19 protein-coding genes are annotated in these 22,718 nt (G+C 65.7%); 6 read left to right on the top strand and 13 right to left on the bottom strand.

Going from position 1 to position 22,718, the window contains the following annotated elements:
• Window positions 1-5: 5 nt before the first annotated feature.
• The 6 genes from LDO54_RS28570 to LDO54_RS28545 all read right to left on the bottom strand — a co-directional run bounded on the left by LDO54_RS28570 (window position 6) and on the right by LDO54_RS28545 (window position 7,887).
• Window positions 6-1,547, bottom strand: coding sequence for an efflux transporter outer membrane subunit (locus tag LDO54_RS28570; RefSeq protein WP_253074431.1), 1,542 nt, complete (start codon window positions 1,545-1,547; stop codon window positions 6-8).
• Window positions 1,548-2,378: 831 nt separating this feature from the next.
• On the bottom strand, window positions 2,379-2,876 hold the full coding sequence (locus LDO54_RS28565; RefSeq protein WP_224014348.1) for a carboxypeptidase regulatory-like domain-containing protein: 498 nt from the start codon (window positions 2,874-2,876) through the stop codon (window positions 2,379-2,381).
• Between the two features lie 180 nt (window positions 2,877-3,056).
• Window positions 3,057-4,778, bottom strand: coding sequence for a lactate permease LctP family transporter (locus LDO54_RS28560; RefSeq protein ID WP_224014346.1), 1,722 nt, complete (start codon window positions 4,776-4,778; stop codon window positions 3,057-3,059).
• A 108-nt stretch (window positions 4,779-4,886) separates the two neighbouring features.
• Complete coding sequence (locus LDO54_RS28555; RefSeq protein WP_224014344.1) at window positions 4,887-6,347, bottom strand: LutB/LldF family L-lactate oxidation iron-sulfur protein; 1,461 nt, start codon at window positions 6,345-6,347, stop codon at window positions 4,887-4,889.
• Window positions 6,344-7,090, bottom strand: a complete 747-nt coding sequence (locus LDO54_RS28550) for a LutC/YkgG family protein (protein WP_224014342.1) — start codon at window positions 7,088-7,090, stop codon at window positions 6,344-6,346. Before LDO54_RS28550 ends, LDO54_RS28555 begins: the two co-directional genes overlap by 4 nt.
• Window positions 7,087-7,887 carry a (Fe-S)-binding protein gene (locus LDO54_RS28545; RefSeq protein WP_224014340.1) on the bottom strand — a complete coding sequence of 267 codons (801 nt, stop codon included), beginning with the start codon at window positions 7,885-7,887 and terminating at the stop codon, window positions 7,087-7,089. Before LDO54_RS28545 ends, LDO54_RS28550 begins: the two co-directional genes overlap by 4 nt.
• A 166-nt stretch (window positions 7,888-8,053) precedes the next feature.
• Between LDO54_RS28545 and LDO54_RS28540 the strand changes: the two genes are divergently transcribed.
• The 3 genes from LDO54_RS28540 to ppk2 all read left to right on the top strand — a co-directional run bounded on the left by LDO54_RS28540 (window position 8,054) and on the right by ppk2 (window position 10,560).
• Window positions 8,054-8,881: a FadR/GntR family transcriptional regulator gene (locus LDO54_RS28540; protein WP_224014338.1), complete on the top strand. Its 828-nt coding sequence runs from the start codon at window positions 8,054-8,056 to the stop codon at window positions 8,879-8,881.
• 104 nt (window positions 8,882-8,985) lie between these two features.
• Window positions 8,986-9,435: a VOC family protein gene (locus LDO54_RS28535; protein ID WP_224014336.1), complete on the top strand. Its 450-nt coding sequence runs from the start codon at window positions 8,986-8,988 to the stop codon at window positions 9,433-9,435.
• Between the two features lie 186 nt (window positions 9,436-9,621).
• Complete coding sequence (gene ppk2 / locus LDO54_RS28530; RefSeq protein ID WP_224014334.1) at window positions 9,622-10,560, top strand: polyphosphate kinase 2; 939 nt, start codon at window positions 9,622-9,624, stop codon at window positions 10,558-10,560.
• Window positions 10,561-10,698: 138 nt separating this feature from the next.
• Here the strand turns inward: ppk2 and LDO54_RS28525 are convergent, their stop codons facing one another.
• Complete coding sequence (locus LDO54_RS28525) at window positions 10,699-12,297, bottom strand: inorganic phosphate transporter (protein ID WP_224014332.1); 1,599 nt, start codon at window positions 12,295-12,297, stop codon at window positions 10,699-10,701.
• A 208-nt stretch (window positions 12,298-12,505) separates the two neighbouring features.
• Between LDO54_RS28525 and LDO54_RS28520 the strand changes: the two genes are divergently transcribed.
• On the top strand, window positions 12,506-14,164 hold the full coding sequence (locus LDO54_RS28520; protein ID WP_224014330.1) for a sensor domain-containing diguanylate cyclase: 1,659 nt from the start codon (window positions 12,506-12,508) through the stop codon (window positions 14,162-14,164).
• A gap of 156 nt (window positions 14,165-14,320) precedes the next feature.
• Here the strand turns inward: LDO54_RS28520 and LDO54_RS28515 are convergent, their stop codons facing one another.
• A complete protein-coding gene (locus LDO54_RS28515; RefSeq protein WP_224014328.1) occupies window positions 14,321-14,725 on the bottom strand; it encodes a helix-turn-helix domain-containing protein in 405 nt (134 codons plus the stop codon).
• 626 nt (window positions 14,726-15,351) lie between these two features.
• Between LDO54_RS28515 and LDO54_RS28510 the strand changes: the two genes are divergently transcribed.
• Entirely contained in the window at window positions 15,352-15,750 is a 399-nt protein-coding gene (locus tag LDO54_RS28510; RefSeq protein ID WP_224014327.1) for a hypothetical protein, read from the top strand.
• A gap of 56 nt (window positions 15,751-15,806) precedes the next feature.
• Here LDO54_RS28510 and LDO54_RS28505 read toward each other — a convergent pair whose 3' ends face one another.
• Window positions 15,807-16,046: a DUF2964 family protein gene (locus LDO54_RS28505; protein WP_224014325.1), complete on the bottom strand. Its 240-nt coding sequence runs from the start codon at window positions 16,044-16,046 to the stop codon at window positions 15,807-15,809.
• 517 nt (window positions 16,047-16,563) lie between these two features.
• Here LDO54_RS28505 and LDO54_RS28500 point away from each other — a divergent pair.
• Window positions 16,564-17,601 (top strand): zinc-dependent alcohol dehydrogenase family protein, encoded by a 1,038-nt coding sequence (locus tag LDO54_RS28500; protein WP_224014323.1) that lies wholly within the window; start codon window positions 16,564-16,566, stop codon window positions 17,599-17,601.
• Window positions 17,602-17,649: 48 nt separating this feature from the next.
• Here the strand turns inward: LDO54_RS28500 and LDO54_RS28495 are convergent, their stop codons facing one another.
• From LDO54_RS28495 to LDO54_RS28480, 4 genes are all read right to left on the bottom strand, one after another.
• Complete coding sequence (locus LDO54_RS28495; protein WP_224014321.1) at window positions 17,650-18,243, bottom strand: IMPACT family protein; 594 nt, start codon at window positions 18,241-18,243, stop codon at window positions 17,650-17,652.
• A 561-nt stretch (window positions 18,244-18,804) separates the two neighbouring features.
• Window positions 18,805-19,725 carry an ATP-dependent Clp protease proteolytic subunit gene (locus tag LDO54_RS28490; RefSeq protein WP_224014319.1) on the bottom strand — a complete coding sequence of 307 codons (921 nt, stop codon included), beginning with the start codon at window positions 19,723-19,725 and terminating at the stop codon, window positions 18,805-18,807.
• 703 nt (window positions 19,726-20,428) lie between these two features.
• Window positions 20,429-20,740, bottom strand: a complete 312-nt coding sequence (locus LDO54_RS28485; protein ID WP_224014317.1) for a hypothetical protein — start codon at window positions 20,738-20,740, stop codon at window positions 20,429-20,431.
• A gap of 314 nt (window positions 20,741-21,054) precedes the next feature.
• Window positions 21,055-22,716, bottom strand: coding sequence for an acyl-CoA synthetase (locus tag LDO54_RS28480; RefSeq protein WP_224014316.1), 1,662 nt, complete (start codon window positions 22,714-22,716; stop codon window positions 21,055-21,057).
• Window positions 22,717-22,718: the final 2 nt, after the last annotated feature.

Here is a 22,718-nt window from a genome sequence, read left to right as displayed (position 1 = left end):
CTGAATCAGGGAGTGTGGGGCGCGGCGGGCGCGTGCGGCGCGCGTTGGGCATTCGGCACGGGCATCGCGCTCGGCGTGCCGGTGCCGGGCGCGGCGATTTCGGGCGAGATCGCGTTCGATGCGGCGGTGGCCTCGGCCTTGCCGGATAGATCGGCATCCGAACTAATTGCGCCGGGCACGCTGGTGGCGAGCGCGCCGCCGCCGAGCGCTGCATAGAGCGAGACGAGACTCGACAGATACGCGCGGCGCGTCTGCACGAGCTGCTGCTGCATGGTGAGCAGATCGCGCTGGGCATCGAGCACTTCGAGGAAGGGCGAGGCGCCGTGGTCGTAACGCAGTTGCGCGAGACGCGCGCGTTCGGCCTGCGCCGCCTCGGTCGCGCGCAGCGCCGTGACCTGCTCGGCGAGCCATTCGCGCGCGGCGAGCGCATCGGCCACATCGCGGAATGCCGACTGCACCGCGCGTTCGTACGAGGTCACGGCCTGATCGCGCTGCGACTTCGCGATGTCGAGATTCGCCTCGCGGCGGCCCGCATCGAAGATCGGCAACGACACGCTCGGGCCGAAATTCCACGCGCGGCTCGGGCCGGTGAACAGATCGGAAAGCTGCGTGCTCGCGGTGCCGAACGCGCCGGTGAGCGTGATCTTCGGGAAGAATTCGGCGCGCGCGGCGCCGATGTTCGCGTTCGCGCCGCGCAACTGATATTCGGCGGCGACGATGTCGGGACGGTTCGTCAGCAGATCGGACGGCAGGCCCGCGGGCAGGCCGCGCATCACGGCGTTGTCGTCGAGCTTGACGTCTTCGTGCGGCAGGTCGATGGGCTTGCCGACGAGCAGTTGCAGCGCGTTCAGACGCGTCGCGCGCTCCTGCTGAAGCTGCGCGCCGAGCGCTTCGGCCTGACGCCAGAGTGTTTCGACCTGCTTGAGATCGAGCCGCGAAATCGAGCCCACTTCGTGACGCCGCTTGAAAATGCGATACGACTCCTTGCGGCTCGCGATGGTCTGCTGCGTGAGCATGAGGCGCTCGTCGAGTTCGCGCAGGCTCAGATAGCTGTTGGCGACCTGCTCGACGACGGCGAGCGTGACGGCCTGGCGCGCGGCGTCGGTGGCGAGATAGTTTTGCAGCGCCGCTTCCTTGAGATTCGCCACGCGGCCCCAGAAGTCGAGTTCCCAGCTCGCCATGCCGATGCCGACCTGATACTGCGTCGCGGTCATCGGCACACCGTAGCCCGATAGTTGCGCGGGCACGCGGGCGCGGGCGAGATCGGCTTCGACGCCGAGGGTCGGAAACTGGTCCGCGCGGCGAATGCCGTACATCGCGCGCGCTTCTTCGACACGCTGGATCGCGAGTTGCAGATCCTTGTTGTGGTCGAGCGCGTCGGCGATCAGGCCTTGCAGCACGGGGTCGGTGAAGTAATCCTTCCAGCCCACTTCTACGGCGCGCAGCGCGGCGGCGCTGCTCGCATCGCCGTTCTGCTGCGCGCCGCTTTCGGGGAAGGTTGGCGGAACCGGCAAGGGCGGCTGCTGGTACTCGGGCGCGAGCGACATGCAGCCGGACAGCGCCGCCGTGACGACGGCGAACGCGAGTGCGTGCGGCCAGCGCCGCGCCGGCTGGCTGAATGCGCGCGAGGGGCGCGAGGGACGCGAGGGGCGCGGCGTGCCGGATGGAGCGTTGGCTCGTCCAGACCGGCCGAAAGCTGAGCCGAAAGCGGTGGGGCGGCGGATCATCGGTGACTTCTCCTCTCGCGCGTGCTGCGGTTAGCCGCGTCGAAGCGCGTGCGGGCGCGTGCGCTGCGGCTCACTGCGGTTCACAAACGACGCCGCCGCGCGCGCGAGATACGCGCGGCCTGCGTCGGGCTGACTGCGGGCGTCGTTTGAGGGGCAAAGCGGTGCGGCGCGCATCAGGGCGAGCCGTGGGGCAAAGGCCGAGGAAATCCGGCGTCCGGCTTTTGGATATGGGTGACGGCGCGCCGCGTAACAAGAGCCGCGCGGTGCGGCGCAGTGCCGCTGCGGCGTGCGCCGTGAGCCGCCGTGCGTGGCGCGCGAAGCGCGAGCGCCGGCTTTCGCCTCGGGTCGAGGCGATTCGATGGTTGCGTGGTCATCATCTGGGTGCGCGTGTGGCGGACGATGGCGACTCGCGGGATGCGGTGCGCATCGCGTTCGGGGCGCGCGCGGTTCACGTGCGTCCCGATTCGCGAACGATCGTGACACAAAGAAAAAAGCCGTGACGGCCAGGTGTGCAGCGGCGAGCGGTGGTGCGATCACGTTGTCCGTTCCGACGCTGCGCGCGCCAATCGAACGGCGGCGCGCGCGACCGCGCGAACCGTGTGATTCGCGTGATTCGCGCGTGCGATGCCGCTTACGCGGCCTTTCCCGCGTTTACATCGGCCAGACGAAGGCCTCGTGCGCGTGCGCGGTCTTGCCGATATCGACGGCGCGGCGCACGGTCTTGCCGTCGTGGCTCGCGGTCACGATGTAATGGCCGTCGGGCAGCGTGACGAGCATGAACGGACCGTTCGCGCGCGTGGCGAGCAGTGTCTGGCCGTGCGCGTCGGCGATCTGCACCGGCACGTTGGCGAGATATTCGTTGCCGTCCGCGCTTTGCCGTGCGAATTCGAGCGAGAGCGGATAGCGCGCCATCGCGGCCTTGAACGCCGCCGACTGGTCGCTGCCGATGCCGCCCGAGCGATACGCGATATCGCCCGCGTGTTGCGTCGGCGGTAGCGCGGCGAGGGGGCTTGTTTCAGCGGCTGTCGTGGCGTTGGCGTGGTTCGCGAGCGCCGCCGCATACGCGCCCGGTGCGCCGAATGCACCGAAAGTGAGCGCGAGCGACGCGGCCGTTGACAGCGCCATCCGCGGAAAAGTGCGTGCCTTCATGATCGACCTCCATCGATGGGTTCGAGGTGTATCGAGCGTAGGCCGCCGTACTTAAAAGTCCCTTAAAACAGGGACAATTTGCGTTTTCCGTGTCTGCATTGCAATGCAAGCCGTTTGAAAAAAACGAAGCCGCCGTGCGCGCGAGGCGGACGGCGGCTTCGGTGGTGTCGAACAGCCAGCTTACTGCGGAATCATGCCCGTGAGCACATACGCCTGAATCAGCGTGACGATGCCGACGATGGCCGCGAAAAATAGGCTATGGCGCAACGTGAAGCGGAACAGCGACGCTTCCTTGCCGACGAGGCCGGTGGCCGCGCACGCGACCGCGATCGATTGCGGCGAGATCATCTTGCCGCTCACGCCGCCCGAGGTGTTGGCCGCCACGAGCAGCGTGTCCGACACACCGATCTGGTGCGCGGTGGTGTGCTGGAGCGAGCAGAACAGCGCGTTTGACGAGGTGTCCGAACCGGTCAGGAACACGCCGAGCCAGCCGAGGAACGGCGAGAAGAACGGGAAGGCCGCGCCCGTGCCGGCGAGCGCGAGCGCCAGCGTCGACGACATGCCCGAGTAGTTCGCCACGAACGCGAAGGCGAGCACGAGGCCGATCGAGAGCACCGGGCGGCGCAGTTCGCCGAGCGTTTCGAAGAACGCGGCCACGGCGGCGCGCGGCTTCATGTTCAGCACGATCACGGAGATGATGGCCGTGATCATGATCGCCGTGCCGACGGCCGAGAGCCAGTCGAGCTTGAACACGGCGTCGTAGGGCTTGGGCGAGGCGACGATGGGCGCGGTGCGTACGACGAGCTGGTCGAGGCCGGGCACGTGGAAGCTCAGCACCGTGCCCGCGAGCGCGCCCTTCGCGGCGAACAGCGCCTTGAACGGCTTCACGCTCCAGACCGTGACGATGGCCGTCAGCAGAATGAACGGCGACCATGCGCGCACGGTTTGCGCGATCGAATACGGCGACGCCTGGCGGCTCGACGCCTTCATGCCGTCGTTGCCGCCGAAATGTCCGCCGCCGAAGCCGCCGAGCGTGGCTGCGCCGCCGCTCACGCGCACGTTCGCGCCAGCCGATTGCATCGCGCGGCGCGGCTGCCAGACCTTGAGGAAGGCGGCGAGCGCGACGAGGCTCACGAGCGCCGAGGTGATGTCCGGCAGTTCGGGGCCGATGTGATTCGACGTGAAGTACTGCGTAATCGCGAAGCTGCCGCCCGCGACCAGCGCGGCGGGCCACGTTTCCTTGAGGCCGCGCTTGCCGTCCATGATGAAGACGAGCCAGAACGGCACGAACAGCGAAAGCAGCGGCAATTGACGGCCCGCCATCGCGCCGATCAGGAACGGATCGATGCCCGTCACCTGGCCCGCCACGATGATCGGAATGCCCATCGCGCCGAACGCCACGGGCGCGGTGTTGGCGATCAGGCACAGGCCCGCCGCGTAGAGCGGCTCGAAGCCGAGGCCCACGAGCAGCGCCGAGGTGATTGCCACCGGCGCGCCGAAGCCCGCCGCGCCTTCGAGGAACGCACCGAACGAAAAACCGATCAGCAGCAGTTGCAGGCGCTGGTCGTCGGTGATCGAGAGCACGGAGGCGCGAATGACTTCGAACTGTCCCGTCTTCACGACGATCTTGTAGAGGAACACGGCCGTCACGATGATCCACGCGATCGGCCAGATGCCGTAGGCGAAGCCGAAGCCCGCCGACACCAGCGCCTGTTTGACCGGCATGCCGTATTCGAAGATCGCCACGCCAAGCGCGAGCACGAGCGTGATCGCGGCGGCTACGTGGCCCTTCAGGCGCAGGCCCGCGAGCGCGACGAAGAAGAACAGGATGGGCACGGCGGCCACGAGCGCGGACAGCCACAGACTGCCGAGCGGGGTGTAAATCTGATGCCAGGGTTGCACTACGGTCTCCTCCGATGATGCGGATAAAAATGGCGATGCGGGCTCGTCAGGCGGTTATGCAATGTAGTTTGGATGCCTGACGAGTTTGGGTTCGCAGCGTGATAAAGGCTATTTCGGCTGGTCGCGATCGTTGAGCAGATCGTGCAGGCTGCGCGGCGCGGGCTTGAGCGGCGTGCGGTGCTGCGTCCAGCCCATCTGCTGCGAAGGCGCGAGCGCGCGCAGACGCGTCGCGGCCCAGCGCAGCGCGCGATACGCACGCGGATGCGCGAACGCGCCGCTCCAGAAGCGCCAGACGAATTGCTCGCTCTTGCTGTGATTCGCGCCTTGGCCGCGCAGCGGATGCGCCACCGTTTCGTCGGGCGCGCGGTTCGCTTCGGTGCGCAGACGCACGAGCAATTGCGGAATCGGAATGCGTACGGGGCAGACTTCGCCGCACGCGCCGCACAGGCTCGACGCGGTGGGCAGATCGGCGGTGGCGTCGAGACCGAGCAGATGCGGCGAGATGATCTTGCCGATCGGGCCCGGATAGGTCGTGCCATACGCGTGGCCGCCGATGCGCGTGTACACCGGGCAATGATTCATGCACGCGCCGCAGCGGATGCATTGCAGCGTGGCGCGCAACTGGTCGTCGGCGTAGGCCTGGCTGCGGCCGTTGTCGAGCAGCACGAGATGCACTTCGCGCGGGCCGTCTTTCTCGCCGGCGCGGCGCGGGCTGCTGATCAGATTGAAGTACGTGGTGATCGGCTGGCCGGTCGCCGAGCGCGTGAGCAGGCTGGAGAGCGGCACGATGTGTTCGAGCTTCGCGACCACTTTTTCCATGCCCATGATCGCAATATGCACGTCGGGCACCGTGGTCGAAAGACGGCCGTTGCCTTCGTTTTCGACGAGCCAGAGCGTGCCGGTATCGGCGGCGGCGAAGTTCACGCCTGAGAGCCCGATCTGCGCATCGACGAACGCGCGGCGCAGCGCGCGGCGGCCCGTTTGAATCAGCGTATCGACGTCTTCGGTGTAGGGCGTATCGGGAATGTGCTCCTCGAACAGATGCCCGATGTCGCCCTTCGTTTTGTGGATCGCGGGCATGACGATATGCGAGGGCTTTTCGCCCGCGAGCTGGACGATGTACTCGCCCATATCCGACTCGATGCAGTCGATGCCGCGCGCGCCGAGGTAATGGTTGAGCTCGATTTCCTCACTCGCCATCGACTTGCCTTTGATGACGCGCGTCGCGGCGTGACGTTGCGCGATGTCGTGGACGATGCGGTTGGCGTCGTCGGCGGTTTCGGCCCAGTGCACGTGCACGCCGTTCTCGCGCAGCTTCGCTTCGAGTTGTTCGAGCAGATCGGGCAGACGCGCGAGTGCGTGCTGGCGCACGGCTTCGCCGAGGTCGCGCAATTGTTCGAGTTCGTCGGCTTCGGGAAACTGCGCGGCGCGTTTGCCTTGCAGAAAGTCCATCGCGCCGCGAAAGCTCTTGCGTAGTTGCGGGTCGTCGAGCGCGGTGCGCGCGCGGGCGCGGAACTCGGCGGTGGGCACGAATTGCAGCGTGTTTTCAGCGGTGCTGGCCGTGCTCATTGCGCGTCTCCTTGCGGGGCGGTGTCGCCCGTGGCTTCGTCGGTGACGACGATCACCCACAGCGCGCGCGGTCCGTGCGCGCCGTATGCGGTGGTCTGCTGGATGTCCGAGGTCTTCGAAGGACCGGAGATCATCACGAGATTGGTGGGCATGCCGTCGCGCCAGCGTTCCGCTTTGGCGGCGGCGTGCAGATCGGCGTGCAAGGTGTTCGCGTGAATCAGCGCGACGTGCAGCGGCGGCACCAGCGAGACCGTGCGCGGCGCGTTCGCGTCGGGCACGACGATCAGCGTGCCGGTGGCCGCGAGGCCGGAGCGCGCGACGGTGAAGCCCGCGTCGATCGTGTCGAACAGTTCGGACTTCCAGGTTTCGATCGGCGCTTCGTAATGTTTCGTCGCGATCTCCGAGGGCAATGCGGCGGCGAGCGCCGCGCCTTCCGCGCTCGACGGATCGAGCAGCAGGCGCTTCACGCCCGCTTGCGCGAGGCGGCGCGCGAGTTCGGCGGGCCAGGCGCGCGCGGTCGTGATCGTCACGTCGGCGTGCGCGGCTTCGAGCATGCGCTGGAATTGCGCGAGGCGCTCGGTTGGCGTGCTGTTGGCGTGAGCGCGGCGCGCGTCGAAATGCGCGTCGATGCGGGCGTCGAGTGCGTCGATCTGCGTGGCCGACGCGGGCGCGTTCGCGCGCAGTCGTCCGAGCATGCGCGCGCGGGCGCCGGGCGAATCCGGGGTATCGACTGCGTTCGTCATGCCGCTTCTCCGCCCATGCGCCGCCACAGGAAGCTGGCGAGGTGTTCGACTTCGAGCGGCGCGCCCTTGCGCTCCGCCGCGTGGCCGATGTTCAGCAGGCAGCCGCAGTCGGCGGACACGAGCCGGTTGCAGCCGGTCGCGCAGGCCGAGGCGATCTTGTCGGCGACCATCGCGCCGGAAATGTCGGGGTGCTTGAGCGAGAACGTGCCGCCGAAGCCGCAGCATTCCGATTCGCGTTCGTGCTCGATGCGCGTGACGCCGGGCAGCGCATCGACGGCGTCGACGCCGTGCACGCGCGTGCCCATCTCGCGGCGCGCGCCGCAGGAGGTGTGCAGCACCACGCGCTCGTCGGGCTGGGTGCGCGCGGCCTCGGCGTAGGCGCCCGCCGGGCCCAGATCGACGTCGAGCACGCGCACGAGGAATTCGGTCAGTTCGTAGACGCGCGACGAGAGGTCGAGCGCGCGGGCTTCGTCATCGGCGTCGTCGGCGAAGAGGGCGGGCCAGTGGTGCCGCATCATGCCCGCGCACGATCCCGAGGGCACGATCACGGGCCACGGTTCGGCGAACAGGCCGAGCTGCGCGCGCGCCACCTCGCGCGCCTGGCGCGGGTTGCCGCTGCTGTACGCGGGCTGGCCGCAGCAGCTCTGGCCGCGCGGAAAGTGGACCGTAAGGCCTTCGCGTTCGAGCAGTTTGACGGCGTCGAGTCCGGCCTGCGGCACGAACAGGTCGACGAGGCAGGTGGCGAACAGATAGACGTCGGTGGGACGCGCGCCGGTGGGGTAGAGCCGTGGCTTCATGTCTCGCTTTGATATGAGGTGGCGCGTCGTCCGGCGCGGCGGTGCGCGGCAACGGCAGGTTTGTGGCGCATAATTCCCGCTTCGGGCGGCGCACACAAACTGGTTGGACCAGTGAGTATCGGCGTGTTGCCCAGAGACAAGCCAGACAGCGATTCGGGGACGATCTATGAAGGACAGGGCGGGCACGCGCGGACGCGTGGAAACGGTGATGCGGCGCATGGAAACGTCGCTGCTCGACGGCACGTGGGGCGCGGGCGCGAAGCTGCCGTCCGAGCGCGACCTCGCGCAGGAGTACGGCGTGGCGCGCAACACGGTGCGCGAGGCGACCCAGCGGCTGGCCGCGCGCGGTCTCGTGGCGAGCCGCGCGGGCGCGGGCGTGTTCGTGACCGATCAGTTGCGCACGGGTTTTGCGTCGCCTTGGGGGCAACTGGTGGCCGACCATCCGGCCTTGCGCGACGACATCCTCGAATTCCGCCGCGTGCTGGAAGGCGCGACCGCGTATTTCGCGGCTTTGCGCGCGAGCGACGACGATCTCGCGCGCATCCGTGCGCAGATGGCCACGCTGGAGCGCACGCGCGAAGCCGACGACAAGACCGCCGAGGCCGACGCCGACGCGAAGCTGCACGAAGTGATCGCGCAGGCCTCGCACAACGCGATGTTCCTGCATCTGCACACGAGCGTGCTGGGCGTGCTGCGCGAGCACATCACGATCAACGGAACGGGCTTGCGCGAGCAAACCGCCGACGCCTCCGGGCTGCTGCTGTTGCAGCACCGCACGCTCTGCGACGCGATTCTGGCGCGGCGTCCCGAAGAGGCGCGCACGGCCATGCAGACGCATATCGACTTCGTGCGCGCGCGGGTGGGCGAGGAGAGCGGATTGCTCGAAACTGGTCCGACCAGTGGCGAGGCGCCTGGTCGCGAATCGAGCACCGATTCAGGCCGGAAGTCCACCGCGCCGAAGGGCCAGGGCAGGTCAAGGCGCGGGCGCACGTGATGCCAACGGCGGCGAAAGGCTGCTAAAGTCGGCAGATAGGGGCCGTGCGCGCGCAGCCAGACTGCGTGCGCAGCCCGCGAAGCCCAACACAAGGAGGCCTGGCCATGACGCCGCCCGCCGCGCCCAGCGAAAAGCCCACCGAGGTGCCCACCGCCGCGCCCACCGAATCCCGCATCCAGTCACTGAGCGCCGTGACCCTGACCGTGAGCGACCTCGCGCGCTCGCTGCGTTTTTACGAGCCGCTCGGCTTTGCGCACAAGGCGGGGCCGCGCATTGCGGGTTTCGCGTCGTTCGTTATCGGCGGCGGCGCTGGTGGTGCGCACGGCGGCGAGTCCTACCTGAACCTCCTCGAAGGGCCGCATGACGCCGTCGCGGGCTGGGGGCGCGTGATTCTCTACGTCGCCGACGTCGACGCTTTCTACCACCAGGCCGTGGCCGCCGGCTTTTCGCCCGAGTTCGCGCCGCAGGATGCGCCGTGGGGCGAGCGCTATTTCCATCTGCGCGACCCGGACGGCCACGAACTCAGTTTTGCGCAGCCGTTGCCGCGGCCCTGAGTGCGCGCGGCGAAATCGGCAAATCGGCAAATCGGCGAATTGGCGAATTGGCACATCGCGCGATGCATATGAAATACGCGTGACACCCACCGCGCCGATAGTGGCGTGTGGCCGTGTCCATCGGCGCTTCGCTCGCGCGGGGCGCATCCGGCGCGGGGTGCCATTGATCGAAAAAGGAGAGTCGCCATGAACGAACTGGACCGCGAAGCGGCCATCGAGCAAGACGAGGAAGCGGAGCGCCATCGCCGCCGCCGTCTCGACGAAGAACTGATCGACGCCTACGACGAAGAACTCGAAATGGAAGTCGACGACCGCCTGCAGGAAAGCGGTCTGCAGATCAGCGACGAAGCGCGCGCGCTGCGCCGCGTCTATTTCCGCGAGCTGATCCGCCTTCAAGGCGAACTCGTGAAGATGCAGGACTGGATCGTGAGCACCGGCCATCGCCTCGTCGTGATCTTCGAGGGCCGCGACGCGGCGGGCAAGGGCGGCGTCATCAAGCGCATCACGCAGCGCCTGAATCCGCGCATGTGCCGCGTGGCCGCGCTGCCCGCGCCGAACAACCGCGAGCGCACGCAGTGGTATTTCCAGCGTTATGTGCAGCATCTGCCGGCGGGCGGCGAAATGGTGCTGTTCGACCGTAGCTGGTACAACCGCGCGGGCGTCGAGCGCGTGATGAACTTCTGCACCGACGACGAATACGAAGAGTTCTTCCGCTCGGTGCCCGAGTTCGAGAAGATGCTCGTGCGCAGCGGCGTGCAGATCGTCAAGTACTGGTTCTCGATCACCGACGACGAACAGGAAGTGCGCTTCCAGAGCCGTATCGACGATCCGCTCAAGCAATGGAAGCTTTCGCCGATGGACCTCGAAAGCCGCCGCCGCTGGGAAGCGTACACGCACGTGAAGGAAGTGATGCTGCAGCGCTCGCATATTCCCGAAGCGCCGTGGTGGGTCGTGCAGGGCGTGGACAAGAAGCGCGCGCGTCTGAACTGCATTCACCATCTGCTGAGCCAGGTGCCGTATCACGAGGTCGAGCATCCGCAGGTGACGCTGCCCGCGCGCGTGCATCATCCCGATTACATCCGCCAGCCGGTGCCCGAAACCATGATCGTGCCCGACGTGTATTGAGCGTCGGGTTTCGTCGGCTGCGCGGCTTCGGCGGCGCAAGGAAAAAGCCGCGCCCCTCACAGGGCGCGGTTTTTTTTGCATCGGTGTTGCTGGCTTGCGGTCCTTGCCGATAGCGAAAATCCGAACCGGACGCGGCGCTCAGAACAGGTGGCGGAACACCCAGTACAGCCCGCCCGCGAGCACGATCGACACGGGCAGCGTGAGCACCCACGCGAGCACGAGGCTGCGCACCGTGTTCCATTGCAGGCCCGAGCCGTTGGCGGCCATCGTGCCCGCCACGCCCGAGGACAGCACGTGCGTGGTCGAGACCGGCAGGCCGTAGGCGTCGGCGGCGCCGATGGTCGCCATCGCCACGAGTTCGGCGCTCGCGCCCTGGCCGTAGGTCAGGTGCTGCTTGCCGATGCGCTCGCCCACCGTCACCACGATGCGCTTCCAGCCCACCATCGTGCCGAGTCCCAGCGCGATCGCCACCGCCACTTTCACCCACGTCGGGATGAACTTGGTCGCGTGGTCGATCTGGCTGCGGAAGTTGAGGATCGCCTTGGCGTCGTCGGCGGCGAAGGCGGGTTGCTTCGCCTTGTCGATCAGGCGGATCGCCTCGGAAATCACATACATGTTGTTGCGCACGTTATCGACGACCGATTGCGGCACGTTCGCCATCGAGCCGTAGCCCGCCACCTGCTTGCCCACTTCCGAAGACAGCGCGGAGAGCGCCGGAATCGTCTGCGGCGCGAGCGTGCGCGAACTGATGTAGCGTTCGATTTCGCTGCGCACGGCGGCGGCATCGGCCGGCGCGGGCACGCCGTTCGCATACTTGTCGAAGGTGCGCGAGGCTTGTTCGGCGACCGCGACGAAGGTCTGCGATTCGCCGGCCGTCACGGCCTTGTTGAGCGCGTAGGCGGTCGGCACCGTGCCGATCAGGATCAGCATGATGAGGCCCATGCCCTTCTGGCCGTCGTTCGAGCCGTGCGCGAACGACACGCCCGTGCAGGTGAGGATCAGCAGCGCGCGGATCCAGAACGGCGGCGGCTCCTTGCCCTTCGGCTCGGCGTAGAGCGCGGGCACGCGCACGAGCGCCTTGAGCACGAGCAGCAGCAGCGCGGCGCACAGGAAGCCGACGATCGGCGAGAACAGCAGCGACTTGCCGACGCCGAGCGCCTGGCTCCAGTCCACGCCGCTCGTGCCGCCCGAACCGTGCATCATCTGGTTCATCAGGCCCACGCCGATGATCGATCCGATCAGCGTGTGCGAACTCGACGACGGCAGGCCGAAGTACCACGTGCCCAGATTCCAGATGATCGCGGCGATCAGGAGTGCGAACACCATCGCGAAACCGGCGCTGCTGCCGACTTGCAGGATCAGCTCGACGGGCAGCAGTTGCAGGATGCCGAACGCCACCGCGCCCGAGGACGTGAGCACGCCGAGGAAATTCCACGCGCCCGACCAGATCACGGCGAGGTTCGGCGAAAGCGAGTGCGTGTAGATGACGGTTGCGACGGCATTCGCGGTATCGTGGAAGCCGTTCACGAATTCGAAGCCCAGCGCGATCAGCAGCGCGATGCCGAGCAGCAGCCACGGCAGCGCGGAGCTTTCGCGCACGGGAGACAGATCGTCGGCGAGATGCATGCCGACGTAGACGGCACCCGCTGCGATCACGAGCAGGAAGGCGAGCAGGCTCGCGCTGCGGCCGCGTGCAGGCGTGGCGCCCGGCTGCGGTGACAGGGAAAGGTCCGGCATGACGTGCTGGCTCCTGTAGCTGGAAGGGCGATGAAAATGCGGCGAAAGTCGCGTTTCCGATCATCCAGAGCCAGCGTGTCGGATTGATGACATTTTCATGGGCACGCCGTGCGAAGGCGGCAGGATGCGCGCGTTTGGCGGGGGCTTCGCGTGGGTTTGCGCGGGTATGGCGTGAATTTCGTGTCTCAATCGTCGGAGGAATGAGCGCGTGGTCGACCGTGTTCGAGAGCCTGAGCGGGAGCATGAGCGAGAGCCTGCCGCGCCGGGCGTGCCGCCGCGCCGCGTGTTCTCGCCGGGGCAGCGTCTGCGCCGCTGGCTGTTCGCGCAAGGCCGGCTCGCCACGCGCGCGATCGGCAATCATCCGTTTTTCGCGGCGCTGTCCGGCACGCTCGTCGCCACGGTGATGGCGGCCGTCACCTACGCCGCGTTCTACGAAAGCCGCGCCGAGGAGTTGCGGCACGCGGTCGAGAATTCAGAGAACATCGTGCGGCTCCTGAGCAGCGACATCGCGCGCAACGTCGAGCTTTACGATCTCTCGTTGCGCGCCGTGGTGACGGGCGCGCAGCAGCGCTCGACGTGGACGCTGCCCGACGCGCTGCGCCAGCGCGTGCTGTTCGACCGCGCGACGGCGGCCTCGTATCTCGGCGGCGCTTACGTGCTCGACGCGCAAGGCTACGTGAAGGCCTCGCAGAGCGACACGATTCCGCCCGCGAGTTCCGTGGCGGACCGCGATTACTTCGTCGCGCAACAGGACGATCCGCAGCGCGGCCTGTTTATTTCGAAGCCCTACGCATCGCGGCTGCGCAACGGCGTGCTGTCGGTCGGGCTCTCGCGCCGCATCAACGCGGACGACGGCGCGTTCGCGGGCGTCGCGCTGCTCGTCGTGCGGCTCGAATATTTTCAGCAATTGCTGGATCGCCTCGACATGGGGCCGCGCGGCGCGGTCATCATCATGATGGGCGACGGCACGCTGCTCGCGAGCCGGCCGCAACTGACGAACGGCATCGGCGCCAATTTCGCGCAGTGGCGCAACTTCAGGATCATGATGAGCCACGATTCGGGCACCTTCGCGGCGCACGCGCAAGTCGACGGCGTCGAGCGCCTCTACACCTATAGCCGCGTGGGCGCGACGCCGATCATCATTGGCATCGCGCCCGCCGTCAGCGATATTCTCGCGGGCTGGCGCCGCCGCAGCACGATCGCGCTCGTGATGACGACGGTGTTCGGCGGCGCATGGGTCGCGGTTTCGTGGATTCTCGCGTTCGCGCTGCGCGACAAGCTGATCGCCGAAGAGGAGCTGCTGCGCCTCGCGGTCACCGATCCGCTCACGGGTCTGTCGAACCGCCGCGCGCTCGACCAGCGTCTGGACGCCGAATGGGAGCGTGCGGTGCGCGAGCGCACGCCGCTGGGCGTGCTGTTTCTCGACATCGATCACTTCAAGATCTTCAACGACACCTACGGCCACGCCGCGGGCGACGAGGTGCTCGCGGTCGTCGCCGAACGCATCGCCTCGGGCACGCGGCGCGCCTCCGATATGGCCGCGCGCTATGGCGGCGAGGAGTTCGCCGTGGTGCTGCCGGGCGTGACGCTCGCGGGCGCGGAGAAGATCGCGCAGAAAATCCGGCGGCGCATCGAGTCGGCGAATCTCGCGTTCACGGGCTCGCGCTACGGCTGCGTGACGGTCAGCGTGGGCTGCGCCAGTTGCGATCCGCCCGTGGGCGGCAGTGCCGCGAAGCTGCTGGCGGCCGCCGACGCGCAACTCTACGAAGCCAAGGACGCAGGGCGCAACCAGGTGCGCGCGAAGGCGTGGAGCGGCGAGGAAAACGCCACGCGCGGCGCATCGGCTGCGCCGGACGTGACGGATTGACGGGGTTGGATGCGTGGGCGTCGCTCGGATCAACGCACACGCGCGCGGCACGCAACGACTGTCGCGGGCAGCGTGACGACGCCGCCCGCGATCGGGTTCAGGCTGAGTGCAACGTTTGCTGAAATCGCCGGACCTGCTCGCGTGAACCCCCTCGACTCAGCGTGCCGATTTCGACAGGCGATGGCCGAGGCCGAGGTTCGACACGATCTGCCACGTGTAGACGCGCGAATAATGGACCCCGAACTGGCGGCCGATCAGTTCGCGCACGCGGCTGTTGGTCCACGCGTCGCTTGCAAAGCCGTGCTCTCGCGCCGAGCCGTGCAGCGCATTGGCGATCCAGCCTAGCGCGGCCTGGTCGAGCACGGAGGGACGCCCGCCTACGCTCATCTGCTGGAGCGCGGCGAGACCGCCGTCCTCCACGATCGATTTGTAGCGGCGCACCGTCTGGGCGGAGAGGTGCAGGGAATCAGCCACGGCATGCACCGTGGCGCCTTCCACGAGCATCTGTCCGGCGGCCATCCGGCGCGCGACGCTCGGTAAATTTTCGGTTCTGGTCAGCATGTGATCACTCGTCGACGAAAGATTCCGGTCATGCGGCTTGCGGATGCGCCGCTCCTTCAACCCAATTCCTGCATGCGGGTCTTGTCGTTTGCTGCGGCCTTGCGCCATTCACGGCATGACGCGCGGCCTCTTGCGGACGGCGAAACGTGACGTCTCATCTGAGACGCGTGCGGACCGCTCGGGCAGTCCGCAGCGGATATTAATAATTGTTTTTGTAGGGAATGTGTATAGCTAGCGGAAAAATAGTCTGCTTGACTTACAGATTTTCCTGGTCTATCGGAAAAAATGTACGTATCCAATTCGCTGAACAATGGGTCGAGCCATTGCGCGTTTGCGTCATGATGGACCGCACAGCGGTCACCGACAATGTTTGCAATCTTTTTTTCCCGCCATTGCCGGGGGCAGATTGCGAGAGCGATCCGGTAATTTTGGGCAGAATGCATTTCCGATTTGCATTGAATCGCTTTACGAAATTCGATGTGCCTGAATTGACGCGTTTGAATCGACGAATGCGATTTGAATTGAGTCGATCGGATGGAAAGGGCTGGCCGGTTTCACGCTGTTGCGCGACGCGGCGCGAATCCGCATTGCATCCCTCGCCTTGAATACTTTTACGGGCTACAGCAATGAACAGAGAACTCGACGAAAAGGTAGGACGCCTGCTGCGGCGCGCAGCCAGCCGGCGTGGTCTCGTGCCGTATGGAGCGTTTCATGCGCTGTTCGCGCAGACGGTGCCGCTGCGCGAGCGTTACGAACAGCTCGAAGCGTCGGCGGCGGCGCTGTGCGAGCCGCAGGTTGCCGATTATGCGTCGCTGCTCGCGACCGATTCGGGACTGCCCGGGCCGGACTTCTTCACGCGCTTTCGGCGCCTGCATTCGGAGCGCTACTACGCGACGCTCGGCGCGGACCGCCATCGCATGCTCAAGCTCACGGAAAAACGCAGACTCGCGAGCGAGGAGCGCGAGCGTGTCTACGATCACTACCGCAGCGCGGTGCCTTGCCTGCCGGTTGGGCAGGGCGCGTGAAAGCGCCGCGCGGCCGTGGCGGGTCCACGGCGCGCGACGACCGATCGACCACTGACCTAATCGACGCGATTACGGTCGCGGGCCAGAATCGTGACGTACACCGCCGTCGAGACGATGATGACGGCCACGCCGACCATCACCTTCTGGTTATTGAACTGCACGAGCCCGAGCACGGCGATGGCGATGCCCGTGGCCGAGCCGAGCGTGCCGATGGCGGCCACGAAGATGCGCAGCTTGCTCCAGACGCGATGGCGCCGCTCGGGACCAGCGCCTGCCCTTAAACGATCGAAGATCATATCGGCCCTTTCACGTGATGATGCGCGGCCTGCCGGTCGGACGTGGCGGCGCGTGTGCAGCCCGGCAACGAGAGTAATCGATCGTGCGATTCGCTGCTTTCTGAACGGCTGCAATGCGCTGTCACAAAACCGCGGTCATGAACATTTTCGCGGACTTTCCCGCAGGTTTAAGTTTGCCTTAATTTTGCATCGCCATGATGGGTGCGTCGGGTCGATTCGATAGTCGATTCGCGGTTGTTCTTCACGTCCCCTGTTTAGCCGCCGATTTCATCGGCGGCTTTTTTTTGTCCGTTTTCTTTTGTCGCTGTTTCCGCCGTTTCTTCGCTTTGCGTTCGCGGTTTGCATTCATGCGCGACCTGCGACGATTCGCCCGCGGCTGGCGCTCTTTATGGCGGCCTTATTGCACAGGGATGCGCACTATTCAGGTGCTAAGCTCGATTGAGTCCGGGTCGGTCATGACATCGGACGACGCAGGGTTTCTTTTCTTTTCCTCGTATCGCCGAAATGGAGGAGCGAGATGAAAGCACTCGTATTCAAGGGGCCTGGCCAGAAAGCGCTGGAAGACAAACCCGAGCCGAAACTCGAGAAGCCGTCCGATGCGATCGTGCGCATCACGAAGACGACCATCTGCGGCACCGATCTGCACATCCTCAAGGGCGACGTGCCCGAGGTGAAGCCCGGCACGACGCTCGGCCACGAAGGCGTGGGCGTGGTGGAAGCGGTGGGCGAGGGCGTCTCGAATTTCAAGGTCGGCGACGCGGTGCTGATCTCCTGCATCAGTTCCTGCGGCAAGTGCGAATATTGCCGCCGCCAGATGTATTCGCACTGCACGACGGGCGGCTGGATTCTCGGTCATCTGATCGACGGCACGCAGGCGGAGAAGGTGCGCATTCCGCACGCCGACACGAGTCTCTATCACTTGCCGAAGGACGCCGACGAAGAGGCGCTCGTGATGCTCAGCGACATCCTGCCCACCGGTTTCGAATGCGGCGTGCTCAACGGCAAGGTGAAGCCGGGGCAGACGGTGGCGATCGTCGGCGCGGGGCCGGTCGGGCTCGCCGCGCTCATGACAGCGCAGTTCTACGCGCCGGGCCGCATCGTCATGATCGATCTCGACGACAACCGGCTCGAAGTCGCGAAGCGCTTCGGCGCGACCGACGTCGTGAACAGCCAGGGCGGCGACGCCGTCGAGCGCGTGATGGCGCTCACGCACGGGCGCGGCGTGGATGTGGCGATCGAGGCGGTGGGCATTCCGGCGACGTTCGCGATCTGCGAGTCGATCGTCGGCGCGGGCGGCACGATTGCGAACGTGGGCGTGCACGGCACCAAGGTCGATCTGCATCTGGAGAAGCTCTGGGCGCACAACATCACGCTCACGACCGGGCTGGTGGATACCTATACCACGCCGATGCTGCTCGCCACCGTCGAGTCGAAGCGGCTCGAACCGGGCAAGCTCGTCACGCACCGCTTCACGCTCGATCAGATCATGGAGGCGTACGCGACCTTCGGCGAGGCGGCGCGCACGCAGGCGCTCAAGGTGATCATTGCGGCTTGAGCGCGTGGTGGTGATTCGAGGCGTTGAGACGCGCGGCTTCAGTCGCGTTCAAACGTGTTCAGGAAAGCCCGCGCGGCCCTGCGTGAGATCGCGCAGCGTGTCGCGCGCGGCATCGACTTCGGTGGCCGGAAGCTGGATCGTCAGGCGCACGGTCATCGTGTACTGGCTGTCCACCAGCGTGTGCTGGCCCTGCTCGATCCAGTGGCGCACGCGCGTTTCGTCGGGATAGCCCACTTCCACCGTGAAGCGCGCCTGCGCGATGCGCTCGACGCGCGGCGCGTCCTTGAGCGCGTGCGCGATGGCATCGGTATAGGCGCGCACGAGGCCGCCCGCGCCGAGCTTCACGCCGCCGTAGTAGCGCACCACGGCCGCCAGCACGCCGTCGAGATCGTGATGGCGCAGCACTTCGAGGATCGGGCGGCCCGCCGTGCCCGACGGTTCGCCGTCGTCGGACATGCCCGACTGGCCACCCGCCAGCAGCGCCCAGCAGACGTGCGTGGCCGTGGGGTGTTCGTCGCGCAGACGGCGCAGTTCGGCCATGGCGGCTTCGCGGTCGGCGACCGGAATCGCGAGGGCGATGAAGCGGCTCTTGCGGATTTCGAGTTCCGCGCCGACGGTGTTGGCAAGGGTATAGGTGGGCAAAGCGGACGGGGCCGGCGAGGCCGCTCACAAGAAGGCCGAAGCGGCGTAGGCAAACCGTCATGTTAGCGGATGTGCCGGCGAGCGCGGCGGGGCGGGCGTGCTGCGGGCGCGGCCGTCGGCGTTTTTGGCTCCGTCGTCGTCGCGATAACTGCGACGCCAGGCCGCGTCATCGCATCTTGACAATTTCCGTAATGGATTCTTGCGCGTTGTGCTAATGACGCTTTCGGCGCGAGGCCCGATAATGCGTTCCATGGCGGGTCTAGCTCTGGCTGGAGCGAATCCGAACTCCTCATTCGGTGATCCGTCATATTCCGATTTCGTCGTGGCGCCGCAGGTCTTGCGCCGCGATATCCCGACGCTTCCCCTCGTGCGGAACGCACGCAGAAAAAATCCCCGGTCAGGATGGGCTCCGATGACCGGGGGGGCATAAGGCTCGCCTGTTCTCAAGAGGCGATTCCACCTTACGCCCATCAAAAATCCGCAGCAACGCAAAAAAATGTCGCAGATCGTGGGCGGTTGCGCGATTGCTCGCAATTGCCCGCAGTTGCGATGTCGCGCGCGCTACGACCGCATCCGCTTCAGTTCGTCGATTCGGAGACGATAGCTTTGCAGTAGACAGGCTTTATCGCTACACGCGTTACGGGAATTACGAAGCCATGCGCGTTGATCGGCTCGCAATCGCGCCTTGTTCGCCGATTCTTTCATTCTTTGGGCATAGATTTCCGCCAATGCTTTATCGATAGTTGTGAGTTCCGCATCCCCGCAAATCAGCTGCGCCTGAACAGAGATCAGCTTGCTGCACTCAAGACTGTGTATCAGCGCAACCTTCGTCCCGCCCCGCGTCTCCAATAGCCCTGGTTTGCATAGTCCTTGCAGCGAATTGCAGGCGACTTTGTGCCCGACCCATGCCATGTCGGTCGCGCCATATTGCTTAACGAAACGATTGATGTCTGCATGCGTGACGCCTCTTTGCATGGCGTTTGCCGCGATGATTTCGTTGCAAAGCGAGTCCTCGGAATAGGTGCGACCATCGCGCCGGTAGCAGCTGTGAAAACCGAGCAGCCCGGTACCCATGACGCTTCGGCGTTCCCCTGATGCGAACAGAATGGAAGCGCAGGCGGACGCGCACTTCGCGCTATCTGGAACGGTGGTATAGACGCGCACTTTATCCATGGCGTCGACCACTCGAAAAGCCGCTTCGACATTCCCGCCTGGACTATTTAAAACAAGAATAACGAGTCCTTCGTCATCGCGGTCGGCCATTCTGGCGAACGCCAGAAACTTCTCCGCATCGCCTTCCTGAATCCGCCCCTCGCCGATCACCATTTTCAGCTTGAGTTGTGGCTGGTAATAGATCTTGAAGTCCATCGCGGGCGCTGTACCGGGAATCATCAGCACAGTGAAACACAGCCACGAAAGCAATCGTTGGATCAAGCTTTGCGCCGCCGCGTCTTTGGCTGTTGGGTGCTTGATGCTGCGCATACGCTTCTCCCCCGGAATATCAGAAGCATAGTCTTGAGTCTGTCTTGGGGAGCGTAATGACGCGTCATGCCCCGGTGTGAAATGACCGTTCGACTTCGAAAGCCGTCGTACAGGTTACCAGGGATTGAAGGAGGGGCTGTGAGGGGTGAACAGAGCCTTTCCGCAGCATCTGCGAACAGGCAAAAAAAAAGCCCCAACCGTGGAAGGCCGGGGCAATGAGAATACACCGTGCGCTCCGGGGAACGAAACGCCCGACCACCTTAACCGCCTGCCGCACCGGGATCAACGCACGCGCATTACGCGCCATTACCTTCTGTGCGCTTGCGCACATGGCCGTCGCGCGGCGCGGCTGCGTACAGAGCGCGTTTCTGGCTACGTTCACGCGAATTGTGATTCGGAGCCCAAATCAAGCACGCGCCGGCGATAGTCGCAGTTGGCAGGATTCAGGTAAGGGAGTGAAATGCGCGCCGCACCGCGCTGCCCGGAAATGGCGCGAATGCGCCCCAGCGAAGGGCGCGAGGCGCGAAGTCAACGATTGCGAACGTGGCTCGAAAGTGACTCGAAAACGGGCCGCAAAAACGGGCCGCAAAAACGGCGCTCAGAAATGCGCCGAGGCCGGTCTCTCTTTGCGGAGAGACCGGCCTCGGTCGACCTGCTAGTGCGTGACTGGCGCGACATGCGCGCAGTCACGACACATCAGGTATTAGTAACGCGGCGGGGGCGGCGGACGATGGTCGTCGTGGCCGCGCGGACCCGGATCATGCGGGTGATGGTGCATCCACTCGTCGTGTTCCCAGTAACGATGGCCGTCCCAGTAGCGGTTGTCGTGCCAGCCGATCGACACTTGCACGCCCACCGGCATCATGTGCGGCTGACCGTATTCGGGTGCCGAGTTCGCATGCAGCCCGAACGGCTCGGATTGAGCGAAGGCGCTCGAGGCGCCCATCAGCGCGCCGCCAGCCAGCAGTGCAGCCGCGAGGGCGCGTGCGGGGGTCTTCCAGCTCTTGGTGTTCATGTTCTTTCCTCCTCTTCGGGTTCATCGACGCCGCGCATCGGTTGCGTTGCGTTCGACCACGGAACCAAGCTTAGCGAGAGGCGGGCAGGGAAAACGTGACCACTTGTAAGCTTTCGTTTCACTCAAATCTTCATAAGAAAAACGCCGTTTTAACAATCGATCCTTGATGCAGAACGGATTACCGGATCTTTCTGAAGATTGCCGACGCGGATTAAAGGGCCGGGTTGTCAAGAGGCGTTACATTCGCCCGCCCGTATCGTCGCGCTGAAGCCGCTTCGACGCGGGCCGCCGCCTTCCAGTCTTTCAAAAGCCCTTCATTTAGCGGGCTTTTCGGCTTTGCCGAGATCGATCGCGCTTTGCGACCCCACTTGCGCGCGCAACTCGTACTTCTGAATCTTGCCGGTCGCGGTGCGCGGCAGTTCGCCGAACTTCACCACGCGCGGCACCTTGTAGTGCGCGAGAAACAGCCGGCAATGCGCGACGATCTCTTCGGCGCTCGCGCTCGCGCCCGGACGCAGCTCGACGAACGCGCACGGCACTTCGCCCCACTTCGGATCGGGCATCGCGACGACGGCCGCAAGCGCGACCGCCGGATGGCGATACAGCGTGTCCTCGACCTCGATGCTCGAAATGTTCTCGCCGCCCGAAATGATGATGTCCTTGCTGCGGTCGGTGATGCGCACGTAACCGTCGGGCGTCATCACGCCGAGGTCGCCGGTGTGGAACCAGCCGCCGCGAAACGCTTCTTCGGTGGCGCGCTCGTTCTTCAGATAGCCCTTCATGCAGATGTTGCCGCGGAACATGATCTCGCCGAGCGTTTCGCCGTCGTTGGGCACGGGTTCCATCGTCGTGGCGTTGCGCACGCTCACGCCCGCCTGCAGGTGATAGCGCACGCCCTGACGCGCGGCGAGGCGCGCCTGTTCGTCGTCGGGCAGCGACTGCCACGCCTCCTGCACGGCGCACACCGAAGCGGGTCCATAGACCTCCGTGAGCCCGTACACGTGCGTGAGTTCGATGCCGATCTGCTTCATCTTCGCGATCACGGCCGGCGCGGGCGGCGCGCCCGCGACCATCGTGCGGACCGTGTGCGCGATGCCTTCGCGATATTCGGCGGGGGCATCCGCGAGCGCGCCCTGCACGATGGGCGCGCCGCAGTAATGCGTGACGCCTTCAGTGCGAATGAGGTCGAAGACGAGCTTCGCGTCGAACTTGCGCAGACACACATTCACGCCCGCGCGCGCCGCGACGGTCCACGCGAAGCACCAGCCGTTGCAGTGAAAGAGCGGCAGCGTCCACAGATAGACGGCGTGCTTCGGCAGATCCCATTCGAGGATGTTGCTGACCGCGTTCAGATACGCGCCGCGATGGTGATAGACCACGCCCTTCGGATCGCCGGTCGTGCCCGAGGTGTAGTTGAGCGCGATGGCGTCCCATTCGTTGGCGGGCAACTGCCATGCGTACTCGGGGTCGCCCTGTTCGAGGAAGGCTTCGTAGTCGGTCGAGCGCGGAAAATGCTCGGGATCGGCGGGCGCGACGTCGGCGACCGTGATGATCTTCAGCTCGGGAAACGCGAGCGCCGCGCGTTGCGCGAGCGCGGCGTATTCCGTATCGACGATGAGCGCCTTCGCTTCGCCGTGACGCAGCATGAACAGCATCGTCGCGACATCGAGCCGCGTGTTCAGCGTGTTGAGCACCGCGCCCATCATCGGCACGCCGAAGTGGGCTTCGACCATCGCCGGAATATTGGGCAGCAGCACGGCGACGGTGTCGCCGCGGCCGATGCCCGCGCGTTCGAGCGCGCTCGCGAGGCGGCGGGTGCGCGCGTAGGTGTCGCGCCAGTTGCGCCGCACGCTGCCGTGAACCATTGCGAGTCGGTCGCCATAGACTTCGGCGGCGCGCGCGATGAAATCGATCGGCGTGAGCGGCACGTAATTGGCTTCGCGCGGCGCGAGGCCGTCTTCGTAGGGGTGCAACATGG

The organism is Paraburkholderia tropica (assembly GCF_914484835.1).
GTDB lineage: Bacteria > Pseudomonadota > Gammaproteobacteria > Burkholderiales > Burkholderiaceae > Paraburkholderia > Paraburkholderia tropica_A.
This window is presented reverse-complemented; position numbering and strand designations above follow the sequence as displayed.